Here is a 21,493-nt window from a genome sequence, read left to right on the forward strand (position 1 = left end):
CGGAAGGCACTGTGGCCGACCATGAGAGCCACCCGCTGAGCCTGCGGTGCCCCCCTTTGGGGGCGACCGAAACCCAGCACATCAGCGGGTGGACGGAAAAGGGAAACGAGACGACCCGAATCTGGGACGAGCACCGGCTGAAATGCAGGCTGGAACTCGGCGAATGCCTGCGCCATCATGTGACTTTCATGATCGTGATTCATGACCATGCCGAGGACGGCGGGCTCCGTGAGCGCGCGGAGGCCGAGTACATGCGCGGCGTGCTGGCGCACCGGCAGGGCGACGCGCCCCGGGCCGCCGACCACTACCGAACGGCCGCGAGCCTGCTGGACGCCCTCGGCGACGGCAAGGCGGTGGGACACGCGCTGACCGCCTTGGGCCTGGTCAAACTGCCCTCGGATCCGACCGGGGCGCTGGCGAGCCTGCAGGCCGCAGCGAGCCGGCTGCCGGGCGATCCGGTGGTGCAGACCGCGATCGGCCGAGCCCTGTGGCGGGCGGGACGCCGTCAGGCCGCACTGGCCGTTCTGGACGCGGTGCCATCGAGCGCCCATCAGGAAGCAAACAGGGTAAAGGGCGAAATACTTGCCGAGTTCTCGGCAAAAGGCGCATAAGTTCTCTGCGGTCGACTTCCGGCGCATGGCACGCTCTTTCGAAATGGCGCGATGAACATCACCTGTCGGCTAGCATTACCGAATCTTGCGGGCAGTCGCTGACGTTCCCGTCCACTTTCGGTCGTCCCAAACCAGTGTGTGCGGTGTGGCCGGGCGCCGAGAGAGTACCCAGCCAACGTGACCTATTCACGCGTCGAGCCCCAGGTGGCGGCCGAACCGGAACCTCCGGCCCCCGGGAGACCGGCGAAGCGGGACTTCACCCTCCTCTGGGCGGGCTCGGCGATCTCCCAGACCGGAACCATCGCCGGCGCCACCGCCACCCCGCTGCTCGTCCTGGCGCTCGACGGGTCACCGATGGTCGCGAGCTGGGCGACGCTGGCGACCACCCTGCCGAGCCTGCTCATGCAGCTTCCCGCGGGATTCCTGGCCGACGTCCTCGACCGGCGCAGGATCATGTTCTACTCCCAGATCGGGCGCTGCTGCATCGGGATCGCCCTCCTGTTCTGCCTCGGCTTCGCCGACCACAAGATCGCCTGCATCATCGTCGCCGCCTTCCTGGACCGCACGCTCTCGGCGTTCCACCTGACCGCCGAGACCACCGCGATCCGGCACGTCTCGGGACCGGGCGTCGAGGTCACCGCCAACATGGCGCGCAACGAGGCCCGCCAGCACATCGCGATCTCCCTCGGCCGGCCCATCGGCGGCCTGCTCTACGGGATCGGCCGCTTCGCCCCCTACGCCTTCGACGTGTTCTCCTCTCTGGTCGCGCTCGCCACCCTCCGGGCGATCAGGACCAGGCGGTTCCAGGCGGAGCGGCCGGCCGGTCTCGATCCGGACCGGACCCGCGCGTTCCTGCTCGACCAGCGGGCCGCGTTCCGGGACGGGCTCCGCCAGGTCTCGCGCGACCGGTTCCTCGGCCTCTCGGTCGTGCTGTGCGCGGTCGCCAACTTCGTGCTGCAGATCGTCTTCCTGCTGTCGATCGTCCGGGCCGAGCAGCAGCAGCTGTCGAGTTCGCTGATCGGGTTCCTGCTGGCCACATCCGGACTGGGCGGCCTGCTCGGCTCCATCACCGCGCCCCTGGTCCTGCGCAACAGGGTCCGCGGCGCGACCGCGGTCGTGTGCGCGCTGGCCTGGGCGATGCTGGTCTCGGTCGTCGCCTTCAGCAGCGATCCCCGGCTCGGCCTGGCCGCGTGGGGCGCGGCCAGCTTCGTCGGCGCCCACATGAACGTCGCCCTCGCCGTCCAGCAGGTCGCCACGATCTCCGACGCGGTGCTCGGCCGCATCACCAGCTTCATCCGCTTCGTGACCGGCGGCGCCGTCCCGCTCGGCGCTCTGTGCGCGGGTCTGCTGGTCCGCTCGGAGAACACCCACCTCGCCGCCGTCGTCGCCACCGTGCTGATGGGCGCTGCCGCCCTGTCCGCCACGCTGCTCGTGGCCCGCAGGAACCGCCACCGGCTCGCCGGGAAGAGGACGGCCGCCACCGGATGGGCACGGGAATGGTTCGCGGATGCGCCTCCCGCCACGGCGGACCGCCACTCGCCCGGCTAAATTGGTAGGCCTACTCCCCCGGAGGCTCCGTATGCCGCGCACGCATCCCCTGCGGCCCGAAGACCCGCAAGAACTCGGTGGCTACCGGCTGAAAGGCCTTCTCGGAGTCGGCGGCCAGGGCACCGTCTACCACGGTGTCGCCCCGGACGCCACCGAGGTCGCCATCAAGCTCCTGCACCCGCAGTTCGCCGACGACGAGCGCACCCGCAAATGGCTGGAGCGCGAGTTCAACATCGCGACCAGGGTGCACCACTTCACCGCGCGGGTCCTGCACTCCGGCATCCACAGCGGCGCCCCCTACATCGTCAGCGAGTACATCGACGGCCCGTCGCTCGACGGCCACATCGACGCCCGGGGCCCGCTCGGCGAGGAGGAGCTCTTCCGCCTGGCGATCGGCACGATCACCGCGCTCTGCGCGATCCACAACGCGGGGATCGTCCACTGCGACTTCAAGCCGGGCAACATCCTGCTCGGCCCCGACGGGCCGCGCGTCATCGACTTCGGGATCGCCCGCGCGCTGAGCACCCTGTCGACCCGGGCCAGCGGCAACATCGGCACCCCCGCGTTCATGGCGCCCGAGCAGATCAGCAACTCCCACCAGATGGGCCCCTACACCGACGTCTTCGCCTGGGCCTCGACCGTGGTCTACGCCGCGACGGGCACCCCGGCGTTCGGGAACGACGAGTTCAACCGCAACGTGATGCACCACATCCTCAAGGACGAGCCGGACCTGCGGGGCGTCCCGGAGGAGCTGTGCGAGCTGCTCTACGCGTGCCTGGCCAAGGACCCCGACGCGCGTCCGACGGCCGCGGTCGTGGAGTACCGGCTGCGCGGCGACCAGACCGCGCCGTCGCCCATCCCGCTCGGCCGGCGGATCGGCGAGGACCTCACCGGGCACACCGCGCTCGTCAACGCGATCGCGCTGACCGAGCTCGGCGGCCGGACCGTCGCGGTCAGCGCCGCCCAGGACAGGACCGCGCGGATCTGGGATCTGGCCGAGCAGTCGCAGCTCGGCGCCCCGCTGGAGCACACCGCGTCGGTGCTGGCGGTGGCGTGCGGGAGGATCGGCGACCTCCGGGTCGCGGTGACGGGCGGCCAGGACGGCCGGATCCTCGTCTGGGACCTGCGGACCGGCCGGCCGGTCGGCGTCCCGATGACCGGGCACTCGGGCGCCGTGCTCGATCTGGCGCTGTCGGAGGTCGACGGGGTACCGGTCGCGGTGAGCGTCGGCATCGACCGTTCCGTGCGGATCTGGAACCTGCGCGAGCTGCGCCAGCAGGGGCCGCCGCTGGTCCCCAACACCGCGGTGCCGTCGCTCGCCTGCACCGTGATCGAGGGCGACCCGGTGGTGCTCGTGGGCGGGGTCCACGACCGTCAGGTGCGGGTGTGGTCGCTGCGCGACCTCTCCCCCCGGCCGGTCACCCTGAACGGGCACACCGACACGGTCAAGGACGTGGCGTGCGGGCTCATCGACGAGCGTCCGGCCGCGTTCACCTGCGGCTACGACAAGTGCGTCCGGGTCTGGGACCTGCTGACCGGCCGTGAGATCGCACGGCTCCAGCACGCCAGCGCCGTCATCTCCGCCGCGCCCGGCCGGATCGGGGCCCGTCCGGTCCTGCTGACCAGCGGGGCCGACCGCCGGGTCGCGCTCTGGGACCTCACCACCATGAACACGCTCAGCGAATCGCTGGCCGAGGGCGCGCGGACGGCTCCGCCGCTGGTCGTCGCGCAGGGCCAGATCGACGGCCGTCCCGCGGCGGTGATCACCGGCCAGACCCAGGCCCTGCGGCTGTGGAGCCTCGGCCCCGCCTACCTCAGGTGAGACCCGCGCGGCGGGCGCGTTCCACGACCGGCGGCAGGGCCTCGGCCAGGGCGCGGACGTCGGCTTCCGTGCTGGTGTGGCCCAGGGAGAACCGCAGGGAGCCGCGGGCCAGGTCCTGAGGCACCCCCATGGCCAGCAGGACGTGGCTCGGCTGTGCGACCCCGGCCGAGCAGGCGCTCCCGGTGGAGCAGGAGATGCCGCGGGCGTCGAGGAGCATGAGCAGGGCGTCGCCCTCGCAGCCGGGGAAGGTGAAGTGGGCGTTGCCCGGCAGGCGTCCGGTGGGGTCGCCGTTGAGATGGGCGTCGGGGACGGCCGCCAGGACCTCCCGGACGAGCAGGTCGCGCAGGGCGGTGAGCCTGCGGGCCTCGGCGTCGCGGTGGGCCAGCGACACCTGGACGGCTCTGGCGAACCCCGCGATGGCGGGGGTGTCGAGCGTGCCGCTGCGGACGTCGCGCTCCTGGCCGCCGCCGTGCAGCACCGGCACCGGGTCGACGCCCTTGGCCAGCAGCAGCGCGCCGACCCCGAGCGGCCCGCCGAGCTTGTGGGCGCTGATGGTGACCGCGTCGAGGCCGTCGAGGCCGACGGGCAGGATCCCCGCGGCCTGGACGGCGTCGGAGTGGAAGTGCGCGCCCGCCGCATGGGCGAGGGCGGCGAGTTCCGGGACGGGCTGGAGCGTGCCGACCTCGTTGTTCGCCCACATCGCGGTGACCAGCGCGGTCTCGTCGCCGAGGGCGCGCTCCAGCTCCTCGGCGCGGTAGCGCCCGAGCTCGTCGACCGGCAGGTAGTGGACGTCGGCGCCCTCGTGGACGGCGAGCCAGTTGACCGCGTCGAGGACGGCGTGGTGTTCGGCGGCACCGGCGATCACCCGGCCCCGGCCGCGCGCGCGGCCCGCCCAGTACAGCCCCTTGACCGCGAGGTTGTCGGCCTCCGTCCCCCCGCTGGTGAAGATCACTTCACTGGGACGGGCGGAGAACGCCTCGGCGATGATCTCGCGGGACTCCTCGACGACGCGCCGGGCCGTGCGGCCGCAGGCGTGCAGGGACGAGGGATTGCCGACCCTTCCGAGCTGCTCGGTCATCGACTCGATGGCCTCGGGGAGCATCGGCGTGGTCGCCGCATGGTCGAGATACGGCACGGATTGGGCCCTCCTCCAGATCAGCCAATCCTACCGTGGGGTGAGCGGTCTCACTTGTTACTGTACCGTCCGGACGGTACAGTAGGGGTGTCATGAAGAGAGAAGCCCTGCTCGACGCCGCTGAGTCCGTTCTCCAGGAGAACGGTACCCAGGCCCTGACGCTGTCCGCGGTGGCGGAGCGCGCCGGGGTGAGCAAGGGCGGGCTTCTGTACCACTTCCCGACCAAGGAAGCGCTGATCACCGGGCTGGTGTCCCGAGTGATCGCCGAGTTCGACGAGCTGGTCGCCGAGCACGACACCGGCGGGCCCGACTCCTACACGCGCGCCTTCGTCGAGGCGACCTTCGCGGTCATCGCCGCCCCCGACGGGGCCCGCACGGGCCGCCGATGGGCCGCGATCACCGCCGCGGCCACGACCCCCGAGCTGACCGCCCCGCTCCGCGCGGCGATCGGCCGCTGGCACCACCGCGACGACGACTCGCCGAACGCGATCGTCGTCCGGCTGGCCGCCGAGGGCCTCTGGGAAGTGGCCGCCCAGGACCCCTCGCAGTACTCGGCGGAGCAGTACACGGCCCTGCGCCGACGCCTCCTCGGCCTGCTCTGAATCCCTCCTGATCCCTCTTTTCATCGCGGTGCCGGGCTCCGGCGTCCGCGACATCCGCGCGTTCGCGCCTCATCCTTCACCGGGAGTTGGTTTCCATGCTGTTCCGGGCCCGTGTGGGCACGTTCCTGACCTTCGCCCTGGGCGGTCTGCTGTGCGGCGTCTGGGTCGCCCGCATGCCGGCGCTCACGGACAAGTTCGGGCTCGGCGCGGGTTCCGTGGGCGTCGTCCTGCTGGTGTGGGGCCTCGCGGCGATCGTCGCGATGCAGGTCCTCCAGCGGGTGATCGCCCGTACGGGCAGCCGCCGGGTCCTGCGGGTGGCGGCGCCGCTGACGGCGCTGTCGGCGATCCTGCTGGCGCTCGCGCCGACCTACGCGACGCTCCTGGTGAGCGTCACGCTGTTCGGCATGACGTTCGGTGTGATGGACGTCTCCATGAACGCCCAGGGCAGTGTCGTGGAAAGGGCGCACCGGCGGCCGCTGATGAGCGGGATGCACGCCGGCTGGTGCGTGGGCGCGATGTCGGGCGGGCTGTTCGGCGCGCTGACGGCGGCGCTCGGCTGGTCCTTCACGCAGGCCGTGCTGGTGGGGGCGATCGTCTCCCTCCCCGCGGCGCTGGCGCTCGGCCGCACCTACCTGGCGGACCCGCCCGCGCTGGTCGCGGTGTCGGCGAAGCGCTCGAGGCTGCCGCTGATCGTCTACCTGCTGGGGGCGCTGGCGTTCCTGGCGTTCATGGCCGAGGGCGCGATCGCCGACTGGAGCGGGCTGCTCCTTCGGGACGATCTGCACGCGGCCGAGGCCGTCGCCGCGCTGGGCTATCCGCTGTTCGAGGCCGCGATGCTGTGCGGCCGGCTGGTGGGCGACCGGGTCAGGACCCGGCTGGGCACCCGGCTCCTGCTGACGCTCGCGGGCGCGGGCACCGCCGTGGGCATGACGACCGTCCTGCTGGCGCCGAACGTCCCGACCGCGCTGGCGGGGTTCTTCCTGACCGGCCTGATGGTCTGCACGATCGTCCCGACGATGATCTCGCTGGCGGGCACGGTCGCCCCCGGGCGGTCGGCGGCCTCGGTCGCCCAGGTCGGCACGATGGGCTACGGAGGCCTGCTGCTCGGGCCGGTCGTCATCGGCTTCCTCGCCGAGTCCACCTCGATCCACCTGGGGTTGTCGGTGGTCGTCGGGCTGGCCGCGGCCATCGCCGTCGCCGCGCGCTTCCTGCCACTGTCGGCGGCCGAGGACGTCGCGGTGGCCCGGGAAGCCCCGGAGCGCGAGCTGATGGCCGCCTGACGGTCAGGAAGCCGAGTGGACGGGTGACGGCGGGAATTGACACTATGTGATCTCCCGCCGTCATCCGTGCCGGAGGCAACCCCCCGTGAGTGATCGTTCGGTCGTCCCGTTCAGCGGCGGCCTCCCCGCCGCCAGGCCCGCGGGCGACGTCGGCCGGTGGCGTCCGCAGGCCCCGCCCACCCACCAGGCCCGTGCCATGGGGCTCAAGGGCAGCGACCTGCGCGACGACCTGTGGCACCGGCTCGGCCCCGGCGTCCGGCAGCGGCTCCAGGAGCGCGCCGGACGGACCCTGGAATGGTTCGTCACCGAGGACGCCTCCGATCCGCAGCGGCGCCCCTACGCCGTCGTGATCGGCGAGAGCGCCCTGTGCGTCGCCGAGCCCAGGATCAACGCCCAGCACAAGCCGGTCTACGCGATGACCGCCTACGAGCTGGGCGCCTTCCGGCACAAGGACATCGACCACCGGCCGCCGCCCGGCTTCCGCGCCGCCCCGTCCGCGGGCCCGGGCTCCGCCGCGCGGCCGTCCGGTCCCGGGAGCCCGCCGACCGCGCCCGGCGGTCCCGACCTCTCCGCCTCGGCCAGGGGGCTGCTGGGCAATCTGCCGCCCGAGGCGCAGGAGCTTCTTCAGGCCCCGTTCGGCGGCGGGCGTGAGCTGACCCGCTGCGACTGGTACTACCACGGCTGGGAGCACCACCTGGAGGTCTTCGTGATCTATCTGGCCGGGCCGGGGGACGTCACCTTCGCGACCGGCACGAAGACCATTCCGGCGGGGCACGACGACGCGTCCGCCCACTGGACCCTGCGCTGCCACCGCGCGCCGGTGGTCCGCCGCGTGGGCAGGTAGCGTGGCCGGATCCTTCCCCGAGCTGGACGGGCACGACGCCTACGACCTGCTCGGAGTGCCCGAGGACGCCTCGGACGCCGAGATCAGGGCCGCGCACCGCGCCCTCGTCCGCGACCACCACCCCGACCTGCGCGGGGACTCCGGCGCCGCCGGCACCACCGCCCGGCTCAACGCCGCCAGGGACATCCTGCTGAAGCGGCGCCGCGCCTACGACGACCACCGCACGGCGGCCGCCGGGCCGGACGAGCCCGAAGAGATCATCGACGACCCGTGGGACTCCGCGTCCCCCGGCACCGGCTCCGACGACCCCTGGTCCACGGCCTCACCCGGACCCGCACCCCCGCCGCACGCCCCTCCGCCCTACGCTCCCCCGCCGCCCGAGCCCGACCTGTTCGAGGAGGCACCGCGCGAGTTCTTCCCCCCTCCCGCCCACGCCCCTCCCCACTACAGGCCCGTCGCCACGCGCACAAGGCACCGGCCCACCTGGCCGATGATCGGATGCGGCTGCGCGAGCGTGCTCATGCTGACCGCGGCCATCCTCCTGTGGGCGTTCGTCACCTATGTGGTGAACAGGGACACCGGCGGGCCGTACGAGGAGAAGGTCGCCGTCCCCCCGGCGTTCACCGGGCAGTGGAAGATGAAGGGGGGCGAGGACTCCAAGGGCACCCGAAGAAGGCTGGAGCTCGACATCAGGCCCGGACGCCAGGTGAGCGTCGTCCGCAACCTGTGCTTCGAGGTGCTGCGCCCCTCCACCAGGAACGGGGACTCCCTGATCCTCACCGGCGACGGCCTCGTCCCGGACTGCGCCGACGCCGCGATCAGGCTCACGCTCCGCCGCGACGACCGCCTCGACATCGCCTACTGCAAGGACGACGCGTGCGCGAAGGTCCAGTGGAAGGGCGTCCTCACCCGCGCGTAGACGACGAACGCCCCCGGCGGTGTGCCGGGGGCGTTCGTCGAAGCGGCGCGTGATGCTACTTGCGCTTGGTGATCTCCTCGGTGAGCTGCGGGACGACCTGGAACAGGTCCCCCACGACGCCGTAGTCGACGAGCTCGAAGATCGGGGCCTCGGGGTCCTTGTTGATCGCGATGATCGTCTTGGACGTCTGCATGCCCGCGCGGTGCTGGATCGCGCCGGAGATGCCCGCGGCGATGTAGAGCTGCGGCGAGACGGTCTTGCCGGTCTGGCCCACCTGGAACTGGTGGGGGTACCAGCCGGCGTCGGTCGCGGCGCGGGAGGCGCCGACGGCCGCGTTGAGGGTGTCGGCGAGACCCTCGATGACCTTGAAGTTCTCACCGGAGCCGACACCGCGGCCACCGGAGACGACGATCGAGGCCTCGGTCAGGTCGGGGCGCTCGCCCTTCTCCTGCACGACGCGGTCGGTGATCTTCGCGGCCTTGGAGGCGTCGGACAGCGCCACGGAGACCTGCTCCACGGCGGGGCTGCCGGCGGAGGCCTCGAGCGCGACGGCGTTCGGGCGGACCGCGATGACCGGGGTGCCCTTGGTGACCTTGGCGTGCGCCACGACACCGCCACCGAAGATGGAGTGCTCGCCGACGAAGCCCTCGGCCACGTCCACGACGTCGGTGAGGACGCCGGAGTCGAGCCGCACGGCCAGCCGGCCCGCGATCTCCTTGCCCTCGCCCGTCGCCGGGACGAGGACGGCGGCGGCGTTGCCCGCGAGCTGCGCCAGGACGTCGACCTTGGGGGCCGTCACGTACTGGGTGAGCTCGGCGTCGGCCGCCACGTAGACCTTGGCGGGGCCGTACTCGGCGATCTTGTCGGCCGCGGCCTCGTAGCCCGGACCGATCCAGACCGCGGAGGACTCGCCGAGCTTGCGGGCGAGGGTCAGCAGCTCGAAGGTGACCTTCTTGACCTCGCCGTCGGCGTGGTCCACCAGAACCAGAATCTCAGCCATTGTGTGCTCCCCCTTCCCTAGATGAACTTCTTCGAGGCGAGGAAGTCGGCGACCTTGGTGCCGCCGTCGCCCTCGTCGGTGACGACCTGGCCCTTGGCGCGCGCCGGAGCCTCGGCGTGGTCGAGCACGGCCGAGTAGGCGTTGGCGACGCCGACCTTGGAGGCGTCGATGCCGGCGTCGGCGACCGTCAGGGTCTCGACCGGCTTCTTCTTGGCCGCCATGATGCCCTTGAAGGACGGGTAGCGGGGCTCGTTGATCTTCTCGACCACGGAGACGACGGCGGGCAGCGAGGCCTCGACCTTGTCGAACCCGGTGTCGGTCTGACGCTGGATGACCACCGAGGTGCCGGAGATCTCGACCTTGTTGGCCATGGAGAGCTGCGGCCAGCCGAGACGCTCGGACAGCATCGCCGCCATGACCCCGGTACGGGCGTCGGTGGACTCGGAGCCGAGGATCAGCAGGTCGACCTCGCGGCCGCCCAGCACCTGCTGGATGGCGTAGGAGGTCTGGAGCGCGTCCGAACCGACGAGAGCCTCGTCGTTCAGGTGGACGGCCTTGTCCGCACCCATGGCGAGGGCCTTGCGGATGGACTCGGTGGCCTTGTCCGGACCCATGGTCAGGACGGTCACCTCGCCTCCGTGGGCCTCCTTCTGGAGCAGCGCCTCTTCGATGGCGTACTCGCAGAGTTCGTTGATGACGCCGTCCGCCGCGGCGCGGTCGAGCGTGTTGTCATCGGCTTTCAACTTACGCGGGCTCTCCGTGTCGGGAACCTGCTTCACGCATACGACGATGTTCATGGCCGCCGGCCGACCTCCCTGCCTGTGATCAAAGGTCTGTTCGTCCTAACCTGCCAGACGACCGAATCCGACTCGGATCCGGGGTCCTGTTCAGGCCGTACCGGCATGTTACTCGCCGGTAGCCATGCTCCGCACCACCGGGGTCTCCCAGCACGGGGTCTGTCTACCCCGCGTGAGGCAGATCACCCTCCCAGCCAGCCCTGCACGGTCTCACGCCAGTCGGTGAGGCGTCCGGCGAATCCACCGAAAGGCGACAGATCGGGGGTCTGGTTGAGGCTGAAGAGCACCATGACCGCCGCCGCGGCGCAGACGCACAGGGCCCCCACCGTGGCCGCCTCTCGGCGCGGCAGGGTGCCGGCGAGGAGCCGGGCGGTCTGGCGCCGGGTGGACGTGCCGCCCGGCCCCCAGAACTGCAGGACGACCATGAGCCCGATGCTGAGCGTCAGGGCGTGGGTGGTGTCCTGGCCGCCGACCACGAGGAAGGCGAGCAGGACGGCCGAGCAGAACAGGCCGAGGAGCGTCACCAGGGCCGAGGTGATCAGGGCGCCCGGGAGGTGGAGCGGAGCGCGCATGAGCGTGGTCAGGACGTCGGTGGGGCGCTCGCCCCTGCGGACCCGGCGCGACTCCATGCCCTTGGCGGCGCGGTCGGAGGCCCGCAGCACCACGGCGAGGCCCAGCACGAACACCAGCGCCTTCACCGGGATCGCCCAGGTCAGGCCGAGGATCGCGGCCAGCAGCCCGAGGCTGATCAGCTTGTAGAGGCCGTAGGGCTTCCGGGCGTCCGCCTCACGGGGCTCGTCGGTGCGGGTCCTGGGCGTGCGGGTCGCCCGCTCGTCGCCCTGCGGCCAGCCGCCCTGCTGACCACCCGGCTGCCCGCCCTGCTGTGCACCCGGCTGCCCACCGTGGTGCTCGCCGGGCTGACGGCCGGTGCGCTGCGGCTGCGGAGCGTAGGACTGCTGGTAGGGGCCGTCGTTGACGGTGCCGTAGGGGTCGGCGTAGGGCGGCGGCGGGGCGGCGGCCAGGCCGTTGCCGCCCGTCGCGGGGTGCGGGCGGCCGTCACCGTAGAGGTCGCCGTAGGGATCGGGGCCCGGCGGGGGCGGGGCGGGCGGCGGGGCCACCGGGGGCAGATGGCCGACGAAGTCGCGCGGCTGCGGGAGCCGCTCGGCCGGCTGCGGCTGCCAGGCGGGGGGCCGCTGGGAGGGCGCCTCCTGCGAGGGCTGCCCCCATCCGCCGGCGCGCTGGACCGGGATCTCCTGGACGGGCCTCGGCGGCCGGAACAGGGTCGGGTCGGGCTCATCGCCCGGCGGCGGAGGCGAGTGGAACTGGTGGCGCGGCTGGTCGAAGAAGGTGTGGTCGATCATGGTGACCGAGACGTCGAGCCGCGAGCACAGGTGCGCCAGCTCCTTGGCCGTGGGCCGCTCCGCCGGGTTCGCCGTCATCGCGCCGCGCAGCACCGGAAGCAGCGGGGCCGGTACGCCGTCGAGATCGGCCGTACCCTGAATGATCTTGTAGAAGACCTGCTCGAAGGTGCCGGTGCCGAACGGGGGCCGGCCGGTCGCGGCGAAGATCAGGGTGCCCGCCCAGGCGTGGACGTCGGCGGGCGCGCGGAACTCGTCGCCGTTGAGGATCTCGGGCGACAGGTAGCCGGGGGTGCCGATGACCATTCCGGCCGAGGTCAGCCGGGTGGCGTCAACGGGCTGGGCGATGCCGAAGTCGATCAGGATCGGCTGGCCGTTCTCGCGGAACATGACGTTGCCGGGCTTGAGGTCACGGTGCACGATCCCGGCGGCGTGGATGGCCGCGAGCGCCTCGGCGAGGCCCTCGGCGAGGATCTTCAGCGCGGGCGGGTCGAGGACGCCGCGCTCGGCGACCCGCTGCTCCAGGGTCCTGCCCTGGACGTACTCGGTGACGATGTAGGGCGGGTCGGCGGTGACGTCCGCGTCGACGATCTGCGCGACGAACGGGCTGCGCACCCGCCGCATCGTGTCGACCTCCCGCGCCAGGCGCCGCAGGGCGATCGGATCGCCGGCGCCGCCGCGCAGCAGTTTCACCGCCACCGTACGGCCCACCGGGTCGGTGCCCTTGCGCACGACGCCCATGCCGCCCTCGCCGAGCACCTCGGCGAGACGGTACGGACCAATGCTGTCCACGGACGTAACAGCTCCCCTATCGCGGTGGTTTGTCGCGGCCAACCCTACCCTCCGGACCTTCGGGAGGTCGGAAACGCCGAACGGCCTCCCCCCTCGTTCAAGCTTTGACGAGGGGCGAGGCCGTTTGGTTGCGTTCCTGTCAGGATGCGCTCTTCGCGGGCGCTCCGGTCACTCCGCCCTGGCGGCGATGCGGGCGCGGCGGGCCTCGCGGCGCTCCTCGAACTTCTTCGCGGCCTCGTCCAGGCCGGTCATGAAGTCGGAGAGCTCCTCGCGGGCCTTCTCGCCCTCGGCGTCCAGGCCCTCGAGCTCGAACACGCCCCACTTGCGCAGGACGGGCATCAGCACCTCGTCGTGGTGCAGGCGCAGGTCGTAGATGCCGGCGTTGGCGATGGCGACCGACTTCCGCAGGAAGCCGTCGATGGTGTAGCCGGGCATCTGGAAGCCCTTGACCACGTCGGTGATCGCGCGCATCGCCTCGTTGGGGGCGATCTCGATCGCGGCGGCGAGGACGTTCCGGTAGAAGATCATGTGCAGGTTCTCGTCGGCGGCCACGCGCTGCATCATCTGCTCGCAGAGGCTGTCGCCGGAGGCCTTGCCGGTGTTGCGGTGGGAGACGCGGGTGGCGAGCTCCTGGAACGAGACGTAGGCGACCCCGTGCAGCACCTTGTCGCCGTGGTCGGGCTCGTAGCCGATCTCCATGTGCTGCATGCGGGCGCGCTCCAGCACGACCGGGTCGATGGCCCGGGTGACGGTCAGGAAGTCGCGGATGACGATGCCGTGCCGGTTCTCCTCGGCCGTCCAGCGGTTGACCCACTGGCCCCAGGCGCCCTCCTTGCCCATGATGCGGGCGATGGCGGCGTGGTAGCCGGGCAGGTTGTCCTCGGTCAGCAGGTTGACCAGCAGCGCCTCGCGCGAGGCCGGGGTGACGTTCGACTCCTCCGGCGACCAGTCCGCCCCGCCCAGGAAGGCGAAGTCCCTGCCCTGGCTCCACGGCACGTAGTCGTGCGGGAACCACTCCTTCGCCATCGACAGGTGACGGTTGAGCTCGGCCTCGACGGTGCCGTCGAGCTCGTGGAGCACCTTGATGTCAATGGCTTCAGGCATACCTAGGCCCTTTCCGGGGATCGGCGCGTAAGTGACGCCTTATGCATGGAAGGCTGATAGTCGCGCCGCTTGTGACGCTCGTCAAGATGCTATGTGGCGCCACGCCGCAGTGATATGAGCGGGCCCTACAAGTGATCGATGCCCGTTTTGGCGGGGGAGCACAAGTCGTGGCTCATCCTCCGTGGGTCCGGAACGCCCGGTGCCACAGGGCCGCCGAGGCGCTCCGGAGGGCCCCGCGAGGTGCGATCTTGAGGGCCGGGACGAGCGCCTTGTACTGCGCTCCGGGGACGCAGAAGGCCCTACCGCGCTCGACGGCCTTTAGCCCTGCATCGGCGACTTTTTGCCTCTTCATCCACATCAGGCCTGTCGGAGCGTCGTCCTCGGTCCTGGTGAAGCCCGGGCACAGGGCCGTCACATGGACGCCCCGGGGCTTCAGCTCGGCGTGCAGGCTCTCGGTCAGGCTGGTGACATAGGCCTTGGTCGCACCGTAGACGGCGCTGCCGGGAGCGGGGGCGAACGCGGCCACGGAGGCGACGTTGAGGATCCCGCCGCGCCCGCGCTCGACCATGCCGGGCAGGGCGGCGTGGGTGAGCCGGGTCAGCGCGGTGACGTTCAGGGCGATCTCGGCGAGCTGGTCGTCGAGGCCGAGCTCGTGGAAGGCGCCGAACGCCCCGTAACCGGCGTTGTTGATCAGGAGCTCGACCCCCGCGGCCCGCTCCTCGACCGCCGCGAGGTCACGCCCGAGGTCGGCGGGCACGACCTCCACGCCGATCCCGCACTCCGCCCGCAGCTCCGAGGCGAGGCTCTCGAGGAGTTCCGCCCGCCGCGCCACCAGGACGAGATCGACGCCCCTGGCCGCGAGCAGCCGGGCGAAGCTCTCACCGATACCGCTCGAAGCACCGGTCACCAGAGCGTTCCGCCACATAGGGCGCAGACTAGCGTCCGGTGAACTTCGCCTTGCCCGGGCCCTCCTCGACGAAGCCGCGCATGCCCGCCGCGCGGTCGTCGGTGGCGAACAGGCCGGAGAACTGGAGGCGCTCGATCTCGAGGCCGGTCTCGAGGTCGACCTCGATGCCCGCGTCGATCGCCTTCTTGGCGGCGGCGAGGGCCAGGGCGGGCCCGTTGACGAACGTCCGCGCCCAGGCCACGGCCTCGGTGTAGACGGAGTCGTCGGCGACGACCCGGTCGACGAGGCCGAGGGCGAGGGCCTCGTCCGCCTTGACGAAGCGCCCGGAGTAGATGAGGTCCTTGGCCTTGGCGACGCCGATGAGGCGCGCGAGCCGCTGGGTGCCGCCGGCGCCCGGGATGATGCCGAGCCCGATCTCCGGCTGGCCGACCTGTGCCTTCTCCCCCGCGACCCGGAAGTCGGCGGTGAGGGCGACCTCCAGGCCGCCGCCGAGCGCGTAGCCCGTGATGGCGGCGATCACCGGCTTGGGGATCGCCGCGAGGGCCCGGGTGAAGTCCTGGAGCCGCCCGGAGCGCACCGCCATCTCGGCGTAGGACATCTCCGCCATCTCCTTGATGTCGGCGCCCGCCGCGAACACCCGCTCCCCGCCGTAGAGCACCGCGGCGCGGACGCCCTCGTCCCCGGACACGGCCCGCGCGGCCTCGGCCAGCTCGTCCTGCACCTGCCCGTTCAGCGCGTTCATCTTCGGCCGGTCGAGCCGGATCGTGGCGACGCCCCCGGCGGTCTCGACCCGAACGAACTCACCCATGAAAAGCCTCCCGGTCGCGTTGGCGGCCCAGCCTAATACCGGTGGGGCCGGGGGGCCGGGGTGCGGTCGAGGAGGTCGCGGAGGGCCGCCAGGATGGCCTCGATCCGGCCGTCCTGCTCGGCGATCATGGCCTCGAGCCCGCGGACCTGGCGGACCAGGCCGTCGTCTCCGGTTGCGTCCATCCGAACCCCCCGCGAAGTGATGTGATGACTCTCCGTCACGATACGTCAGCGCTGAGCGGCAGGTCCGGGCGGGTGAACCGCGGAACGTCGGAGGCCACTGCTAGCTTCGGTCGGGACCGGGAGGAGGCAGGGCGGGATGCTCGTCGCACACGCGACCTGGCACGGAGGCGCGCTGTGCCTGTGGGCGGAGCACGACGGGCCGCGCACGGGGCGCGGCAGCGTCCATCCGTTCGCGACGGCCGACTTCTCCGGCACCTCCTACGCCGGCCTCGTGCGGGGGGCGCCGCGGGTCGTGCTGGATCTGATCCTGCCCAGCACGGCCGATCATCCGCTGCCCTCCGCCGAGCTGGGGCCCGAGCCGTTCGAGGGCGAGCCGGGGCTGGCCGTCTGGCGGGTGCCCGCGCTGGTTCTCGACCCGTTCCCCGCGATGACGCTGCTCAGGTCCGCCGAGGGGCAGGCCGACGTCGTCCCCGGCACCGATCTCCGCTATCTGGCGCTGCTGGCGGCCGAGGTCGCCGATCTGGTCCGCCGCGGCCGGGTCCTGCCCGCGCTCGTCCGCGAGGACGGCGACCCCGCGGCCCGCTGGCGGCCGGTGCCCGATCCGGCGCGCTTCCGCACGCTGGCCGCCGCCATGCCGCCCGCCTGCCGGGCCGTCGCCCCCGGCCGCCCGGCCTCGACCGTGCTCCGCGAGGCCCTCGACGGCCTCACCGACACGACCGTCCGGGGCTCGGCCCCGCATCCGCTGCTGCCCGAGCGCAAGGGCGACGTCCCCGATCACATCCCGCTGGCCGAGCGCTGGTTCGAGGCGCTGACCGGCCCCGATCCCTCCATCCGGCGCGAGCCGCACGACTCGGCCGCCGATCTGGAGGCCGAGCTCGACGCCTGGTACCGCTCCGCCCTCCCGGCCACGGGCCCGCTCCGCCTCACCTTCCGCCTGACGGAGCCGCCGCCCCCCGCGGCGTCCGTCACCGCTCCCGTCCCTCCGGCCGGCGAGGCCGCGGTCCTCGGCCCGCAGCACGGCGAGCCGGACGACGAGCCGGCGTGGCGGGTCGAGTTCCTGCTCCAGGGCGCCGACGATCCGAGCCTCCTCGTCCCCGCCGCCGACGTGTGGTCGGGCGAGGCCCTGCTCGAAGGCGCCGAGGAGGCCCTGCTCGCCGGGCTCGGCCGGGCGCTGCGGGTCTTCCCCGAGCTGTCGAAGGCGCTCGACGGCGCGGCGCCCTCCGGCCTCCCGCTCGACACGGCGGGCGCGTTCCGGTTCCTGCGCCAGGCCGCGCCGCTGCTGGCCGCGGCGGGGTTCGGGGTGTTCCTGCCGAGCTGGGCGGGGAAGGCCAAGCTCGGGCTGAAGCTCAAGGCCGAAGAGGAGGAGCAGGACCAGGACGGCGCGGCCACCAGCTCGGGCTTCGGCCTGACCTCGCTGATCGACTTCCGGTGGGAGCTGGCCGTCGGCGAGGAGACCATCGAGGAGGACGAGCTGGCCGAGCTCGCCCGTCTCAAGACCCCGCTGGTCCGGCTGCGCGGCCAGTGGGTCGAGCTCGACGACGAGCAGCTCGAGGCCGCGCTCACCTTCCTCAGGCACGGCCGCTCCGGCACCATGACGGCCGGGCAGGTCGTGCGGGCCGTCATCCACGCGGGCGAGCAGTCGCTGCCGCTGGTCGCGGTCGAGGCGAAGGGCTCGCTCGGCGACCTGCTGTCCGGCGAGGCCGACCGCCGCATCCGCCCGATGCCCACCCCGGCGGGCATCGAGGCGACCCTGCGCCCCTACCAGGAGCGCGGCCTGGCCTGGCTCGCCTTCATGGACGGCCTCGGCCTGGGCTCCCTGCTCGCCGACGACATGGGCCTCGGCAAGACCCTCACCCTGCTGGCGCATCTCGTCCAGGCGCGGCCCTCGGATCCCGCGGCCCGCAGGCCGACCCTGGTCGTCGTCCCGATGTCACTGGTCGGCAACTGGCAGCGCGAGGCCGCCAGGTTCGCGCCCAAGCTCTCGATCCACGTCCACCACGGGACCAGGCGCCACCGGCAGAACGAGCTGCTCAGGGCGGCCACCGCCGCCGACCTCGTCCTGACGACCTACGGCACCGCCTCACGCGACGCCGGGGAGCTCGCCCAGGTCCCCTGGGCACGGGTGGTCTGCGACGAGGCCCAGGCGCTCAAGAACAGCTCGACCCGCCAGGCCAAGGCCGTCCGGAGCATCCCCGCGGGCAGCCGGATCGCCCTCACCGGCACCCCGGTCGAGAACCACCTCACCGAGCTGTGGTCGCTCATGGAGTTCGCCAACCCCGGCCTGCTCGGCCCGAAGAAGGCCTTCCGGGAGCGGTTCGCCGTCCCGATCGAGGCCGAGGGGGACGAGCAGGCGGCCCTGGAGCTCAAGCGCGCCACCCAGCCGTTCATCCTGCGACGCCTCAAGACCGACAAGTCGATCATTACGGACCTGCCGGAGAAGCAGGAGATGAAGGAGTTCTGCCACCTCACCGTCGAGCAGGCCTCCCTCTACCAGGCGACCGTCGAGGACATGCTGGAGCAGATCGCCGAGGCCGACGACAAGCAGCGCCGCGGACTGGTCCTGGCGACCATGGCCAAGCTCAAGCAGGTCTGCAACCATCCCGCGCACTTCCTCAAGGACGGCTCCCGGCTCCCCGGCCGTTCGGGCAAGCTCACCCGGCTCGAGGAGATCTGCGGTGAGGTCATGGAGGCGGGCGAGAAGATCCTCGTCTTCACCCAGTACGCCGAGTTCGGGTCGATGCTCCAGCCCTATCTCGCGGCGCGGCTGGACCGGCCGGTGCTGTGGCTGCACGGAGGGACGTCCAAGCAGCACCGCGACGACCTGGTCCAGCGGTTCCAGGAGGACGCCGAGCCCTCGGTGTTCCTGCTGTCGCTGAAGGCGGCGGGCACGGGCCTGACCCTGACGGCCGCCAACCACGTCGTGCACGTCGACCGCTGGTGGAATCCGGCCGTCGAGGACCAGGCCACCGACCGGGCCTTCCGCATCGGGCAGAAGAAGAACGTCCAGGTCCGCAAGTTCATCTGCGCCGGCACCCTGGAGGAGAAGGTCGACGAGATGATCGAGCGCAAGAAGTCGCTGGCCGATTCGATCGTCGGCACCGGTGAGGAGTGGCTCACCGACCTGTCGGTCGCCGAGCTCCGCGACGTCCTGCGGCTGTCGCCCGAGGCGGTGGCGGGCTGATGGCCTTCTTCGAGTCCGCGAAGCCGATCCGGGTCGACGGCGGGATCCTCGCGCGCAGGCGGCGCGGGTCGATCGGCGAGGAGTGGTGGTCGCGGCGGTTCATCGACCTGCTGGAGGCGTTCGCCGACACCGGCCGGCTCCAGCGGGGCCGCGCCTACGCGCGGCAGGGGCAGGTCCTGCGCCTGGACATCCGGCCCTACGAGGTGACCGCGATCGTCCAGGGGTCGCGGCCGGAACCCTACGAGGTCACGCTCGGCCTCCAGGCGATCGACGGCTGGGACGCCATCGAGGAGGAGCTGAGCCGCCGCGCGGTCTTCCGGGCGCGGCTGCTGGCGGGCGAGATGCCGAGGGAGATCGAGCAGGTCTTCGACGCCTGCGGTGTCGCGCTGTTCCCCGAGCACGCCGACGACCTCGCCCTGATGTGCAGCTGCCCGGACTGGGGCACCCCCTGCAAGCACGCCGCCGCCGCCCTCTACCTGCTGGCCGAGGCCTTCGACGACGACCCGTTCCTCATCCTGGCGTGGAACGGCCGCGCCAGGGACGACCTGCTCACCGCCCTGCGGCGCCGTCCGCTCACCCCCGAGCCCGGTGAGGACGAGGACGACGACCCGCTCACCGCCGAGGACTTCTGGACCCCGCCGTCCGGCCTGGCCGCTCTCCGCGACCGGCCGCCGGTCCCGACCACCCCGCCGGGCCTGCTGCTCCAGCTCCTCGATCCGCCCGACATCAAGATCCGCCGCCGTCAGCTCGCCGACGTCCTCCTTCCCCTCTACGTCGCGCTCGCCGCGGACGGGCCGGAGGAATCCACGGAATAATCCGGAAGGTCCACGCAACACCTGAGCGGGGCCCGGGAGTAGTGATCGGCAGAGCCCGGCGCGATACCCCCTGGGCCGGGCTCGACCAGAGGAGGGCGGATGGCCGGAGGGCAGCCGGAGTTCGGGACCTACGTGGCGGAGCGGTCTCCCCGCCTGCTGCGCACGGCCTACCTGCTGTGCCGTGACTGGGCCACCGCGGAGGACCTGGTGCAGACCGCGCTGACGAAGGCGTGGCTGGCCTGGTCGAGGGTCGGCGACGACCCCGATCCGTACGTGTACCGGATCCTGGTCAACACGCACAACTCGTGGTGGCGCCGCCGCTGGCGGAGCGAGGTGCCGACCGAGGTCATGCCGGAGAACGCGTTCCCCGGCGGCGGACACGTGGAAGAACGCGGACGCGTGGAAGAACGGGATGCACTGTGGACGGCGCTCGGACGTCTGGGCAAGCGCGAACGCGCCGCGATCGTGCTCCGCTACTTCTGCGACCTGGAGCATGCCGCGGTCGCCGAGATCCTCGACTGCGAGCCGGTGACGGTCCGCAGCCAGATCTCGCGCGCTCTGGCCAAGCTCCGGGTCGACCCCACCCTCCGCGATCACGCGGCGGTGGACGCGCTCGTCTCCCAGGGGGCCTGACCATGCCTTTCACCGAACGGGAGCTCCGAGCCATGCTCGAGGACAACAGCGCAGACGTCCCCCCCACCCACGACCTCGCCGCGACGGCCGAGGCCGGCGGCCGCCGTGCCCGGCGCCGCCGCTACGTCGCCGGGGGACTGGCCACGGCCGCGGCGCTCGCGGTCGGCTTCACCGTCATCCCCGGCCTGTTCGCCGCCGACGACGACCCGCGCGGCGAGGACCGCGGCCCGCTACTGGCCGCGACGGTCAGCCCGGCCGTCTCCCAGCGCCCCGACGTCGACCTCTCCGTGCTGAAGGACGACAAGGACCTGCTGCCGAACGGCTCGTCCACCGCCGTGTCCCTCACCCCGTTCCAGAACTGGAGCAGCCCGGAGGCCCGCAAGCGGCAGGCCGTCCTGGAGAAGAACGGCAAGCTCCTGCGCCTGGCGTACCTGAGCAGCCACGTGGTCTCCGGGACGGTCACCGGCTTCGCGCCGGTCGACTCCCCCTCCCTCATCTCCTGGGCGGACCCGTCCGGGGCCCGCCCGGGCCGCCCCCTCCCCTCCGGCGCGAAGAACCCGCTGCCCGAGGGCACCACGTTCGTCGGCCTCACCCTTCATGTGGACCGCGAGCTGGCCAGCGCCGGCGGGCTCAAGAAGTCGTCCGCCGGTGACGTGACCGTCGTCCTGGGCCCCGCACCGGTCGCGGCCGTGGACCGGCTGAAGGCGGCCCTCCCCAGCGGAGTGCGCACCGTCGCCTTCCTCAACGGCCCCGCCGGTGAGGACCCGCTGCTCTACTCCGCCGACAACCTGGTCTTCGAGGACGCCGACGGCTCGCTCACCGGCGGCACCTTCACCCTTCCCGCCACGGTGCCCGATCCCGACGCGTCCTCCCCCGCTCCCGTGACCGCGCCCAAGACCTTCGACGATCTGCTCAAGGTCCTCGCCGATTCCGAGCAGGCCTGCGCGGCCGGCTACGCCGCTCAGGGCAACAAGCGCCTGTCCCCCAAGGAACTCCAGGCGATCGGCAAGGACAACCGCCTGCGCTGCCTGCGCCTGCGCTTCCCCTCGGGCTCGCCCGCCGATCCGACCCCGGTCCCCACCGCCCCGCCGACCGTCAGCCCCTCCGCCCCGGACGCCGCCCCGCCGACCGTCAGCCCGTCCCCCTCCTGACAGC

Annotated in this window: 19 protein-coding genes; 11 read left to right on the top strand and 8 right to left on the bottom strand. The window is 72.3% G+C overall.

The window, feature by feature from the left end; all coding sequences use genetic code 11:
• Positions 1-11 precede the first annotated feature (11 nt).
• The 3 genes from ABD785_RS04480 to ABD785_RS04490 all read left to right on the top strand — a co-directional run bounded on the left by ABD785_RS04480 (position 12) and on the right by ABD785_RS04490 (position 3,981).
• Entirely contained in the window at positions 12-611 is a 600-nt protein-coding gene (locus ABD785_RS04480) for a tetratricopeptide repeat protein (protein WP_344822402.1), read from the top strand.
• Positions 612-788: 177 nt separating this feature from the next.
• A complete protein-coding gene (locus ABD785_RS04485; RefSeq protein WP_344822404.1) occupies positions 789-2,159 on the top strand; it encodes an MFS transporter in 1,371 nt (456 codons plus the stop codon).
• 31 nt (positions 2,160-2,190) lie between these two features.
• Positions 2,191-3,981, top strand: a complete 1,791-nt coding sequence (locus tag ABD785_RS04490; protein WP_344822406.1) for a serine/threonine-protein kinase — start codon at positions 2,191-2,193, stop codon at positions 3,979-3,981.
• Here the strand turns inward: ABD785_RS04490 and ABD785_RS04495 are convergent.
• A complete protein-coding gene (locus ABD785_RS04495; protein ID WP_344822408.1) occupies positions 3,974-5,116 on the bottom strand; it encodes a cysteine desulfurase family protein in 1,143 nt (380 codons plus the stop codon). The two genes, ABD785_RS04490 and ABD785_RS04495, sit on opposite strands and share 8 nt — an antisense overlap.
• Before the next feature lie 92 nt (positions 5,117-5,208).
• Between ABD785_RS04495 and ABD785_RS04500 the strand changes: the two genes are divergently transcribed.
• From ABD785_RS04500 to ABD785_RS04515, 4 genes are all read left to right on the top strand, one after another.
• Entirely contained in the window at positions 5,209-5,718 is a 510-nt protein-coding gene (locus ABD785_RS04500; RefSeq protein WP_344822410.1) for a TetR/AcrR family transcriptional regulator, read from the top strand.
• 95 nt (positions 5,719-5,813) lie between these two features.
• The gene (locus ABD785_RS04505; protein ID WP_344822411.1) at positions 5,814-6,998 is read left to right on the top strand and encodes an MFS transporter; all 1,185 of its coding nucleotides are present in this window, start codon (positions 5,814-5,816) and stop codon (positions 6,996-6,998) included.
• A gap of 85 nt (positions 6,999-7,083) precedes the next feature.
• Positions 7,084-7,842, top strand: coding sequence for a hypothetical protein (locus ABD785_RS04510; RefSeq protein ID WP_344822413.1), 759 nt, complete (start codon positions 7,084-7,086; stop codon positions 7,840-7,842).
• A gap of 1 nt (position 7,843) precedes the next feature.
• On the top strand, positions 7,844-8,761 hold the full coding sequence (locus ABD785_RS04515; protein WP_344822415.1) for a J domain-containing protein: 918 nt from the start codon (positions 7,844-7,846) through the stop codon (positions 8,759-8,761).
• Positions 8,762-8,816: 55 nt separating this feature from the next.
• Here the strand turns inward: ABD785_RS04515 and ABD785_RS04520 are convergent, their stop codons facing one another.
• The 7 genes from ABD785_RS04520 to ABD785_RS04550 form a co-directional block, all read right to left on the bottom strand.
• Positions 8,817-9,761, bottom strand: a complete 945-nt coding sequence (locus tag ABD785_RS04520; protein ID WP_344822417.1) for an electron transfer flavoprotein subunit alpha/FixB family protein — start codon at positions 9,759-9,761, stop codon at positions 8,817-8,819.
• Between the two features lie 17 nt (positions 9,762-9,778).
• Entirely contained in the window at positions 9,779-10,558 is a 780-nt protein-coding gene (locus ABD785_RS04525; protein ID WP_344822419.1) for an electron transfer flavoprotein subunit beta/FixA family protein, read from the bottom strand.
• 182 nt (positions 10,559-10,740) lie between these two features.
• Positions 10,741-12,708, bottom strand: coding sequence for a serine/threonine-protein kinase (locus tag ABD785_RS04530; protein ID WP_344822421.1), 1,968 nt, complete (start codon positions 12,706-12,708; stop codon positions 10,741-10,743).
• Positions 12,709-12,876: 168 nt separating this feature from the next.
• Entirely contained in the window at positions 12,877-13,812 is a 936-nt protein-coding gene (locus ABD785_RS04535) for an acyl-ACP desaturase (RefSeq protein ID WP_344822422.1), read from the bottom strand.
• Positions 13,813-13,984: 172 nt separating this feature from the next.
• Positions 13,985-14,737: an SDR family NAD(P)-dependent oxidoreductase gene (locus tag ABD785_RS04540; protein WP_344822424.1), complete on the bottom strand. Its 753-nt coding sequence runs from the start codon at positions 14,735-14,737 to the stop codon at positions 13,985-13,987.
• Positions 14,738-14,747: 10 nt separating this feature from the next.
• Positions 14,748-15,527 (bottom strand): enoyl-CoA hydratase/isomerase family protein, encoded by a 780-nt coding sequence (locus ABD785_RS04545; protein ID WP_344822426.1) that lies wholly within the window; start codon positions 15,525-15,527, stop codon positions 14,748-14,750.
• A 32-nt stretch (positions 15,528-15,559) separates the two neighbouring features.
• Entirely contained in the window at positions 15,560-15,709 is a 150-nt protein-coding gene (locus tag ABD785_RS04550; RefSeq protein WP_344822428.1) for a hypothetical protein, read from the bottom strand.
• A gap of 136 nt (positions 15,710-15,845) precedes the next feature.
• On the opposite strand from ABD785_RS04550, the gene ABD785_RS04555 reads away from it, so the two are divergent.
• The 4 genes from ABD785_RS04555 to ABD785_RS04570 all read left to right on the top strand — a co-directional run bounded on the left by ABD785_RS04555 (position 15,846) and on the right by ABD785_RS04570 (position 21,489).
• Entirely contained in the window at positions 15,846-18,890 is a 3,045-nt protein-coding gene (locus ABD785_RS04555) for a DEAD/DEAH box helicase (RefSeq protein WP_344822430.1), read from the top strand.
• A complete protein-coding gene (locus tag ABD785_RS04560) occupies positions 18,890-19,705 on the top strand; it encodes an SWIM zinc finger family protein (RefSeq protein WP_344822432.1) in 816 nt (271 codons plus the stop codon). Before ABD785_RS04555 ends, ABD785_RS04560 begins: the two co-directional genes overlap by 1 nt.
• Before the next feature lie 99 nt (positions 19,706-19,804).
• On the top strand, positions 19,805-20,338 hold the full coding sequence (locus ABD785_RS04565; protein WP_344822434.1) for a SigE family RNA polymerase sigma factor: 534 nt from the start codon (positions 19,805-19,807) through the stop codon (positions 20,336-20,338).
• Between the two features lie 2 nt (positions 20,339-20,340).
• A complete protein-coding gene (locus ABD785_RS04570; protein ID WP_344822436.1) occupies positions 20,341-21,489 on the top strand; it encodes a hypothetical protein in 1,149 nt (382 codons plus the stop codon).
• Positions 21,490-21,493: the final 4 nt, after the last annotated feature.

It is taken from the genome of Actinocorallia longicatena (assembly GCF_039534125.1).
Taxonomy (GTDB): Bacteria; Actinomycetota; Actinomycetes; order Streptosporangiales; family Streptosporangiaceae; genus Actinocorallia; species Actinocorallia longicatena.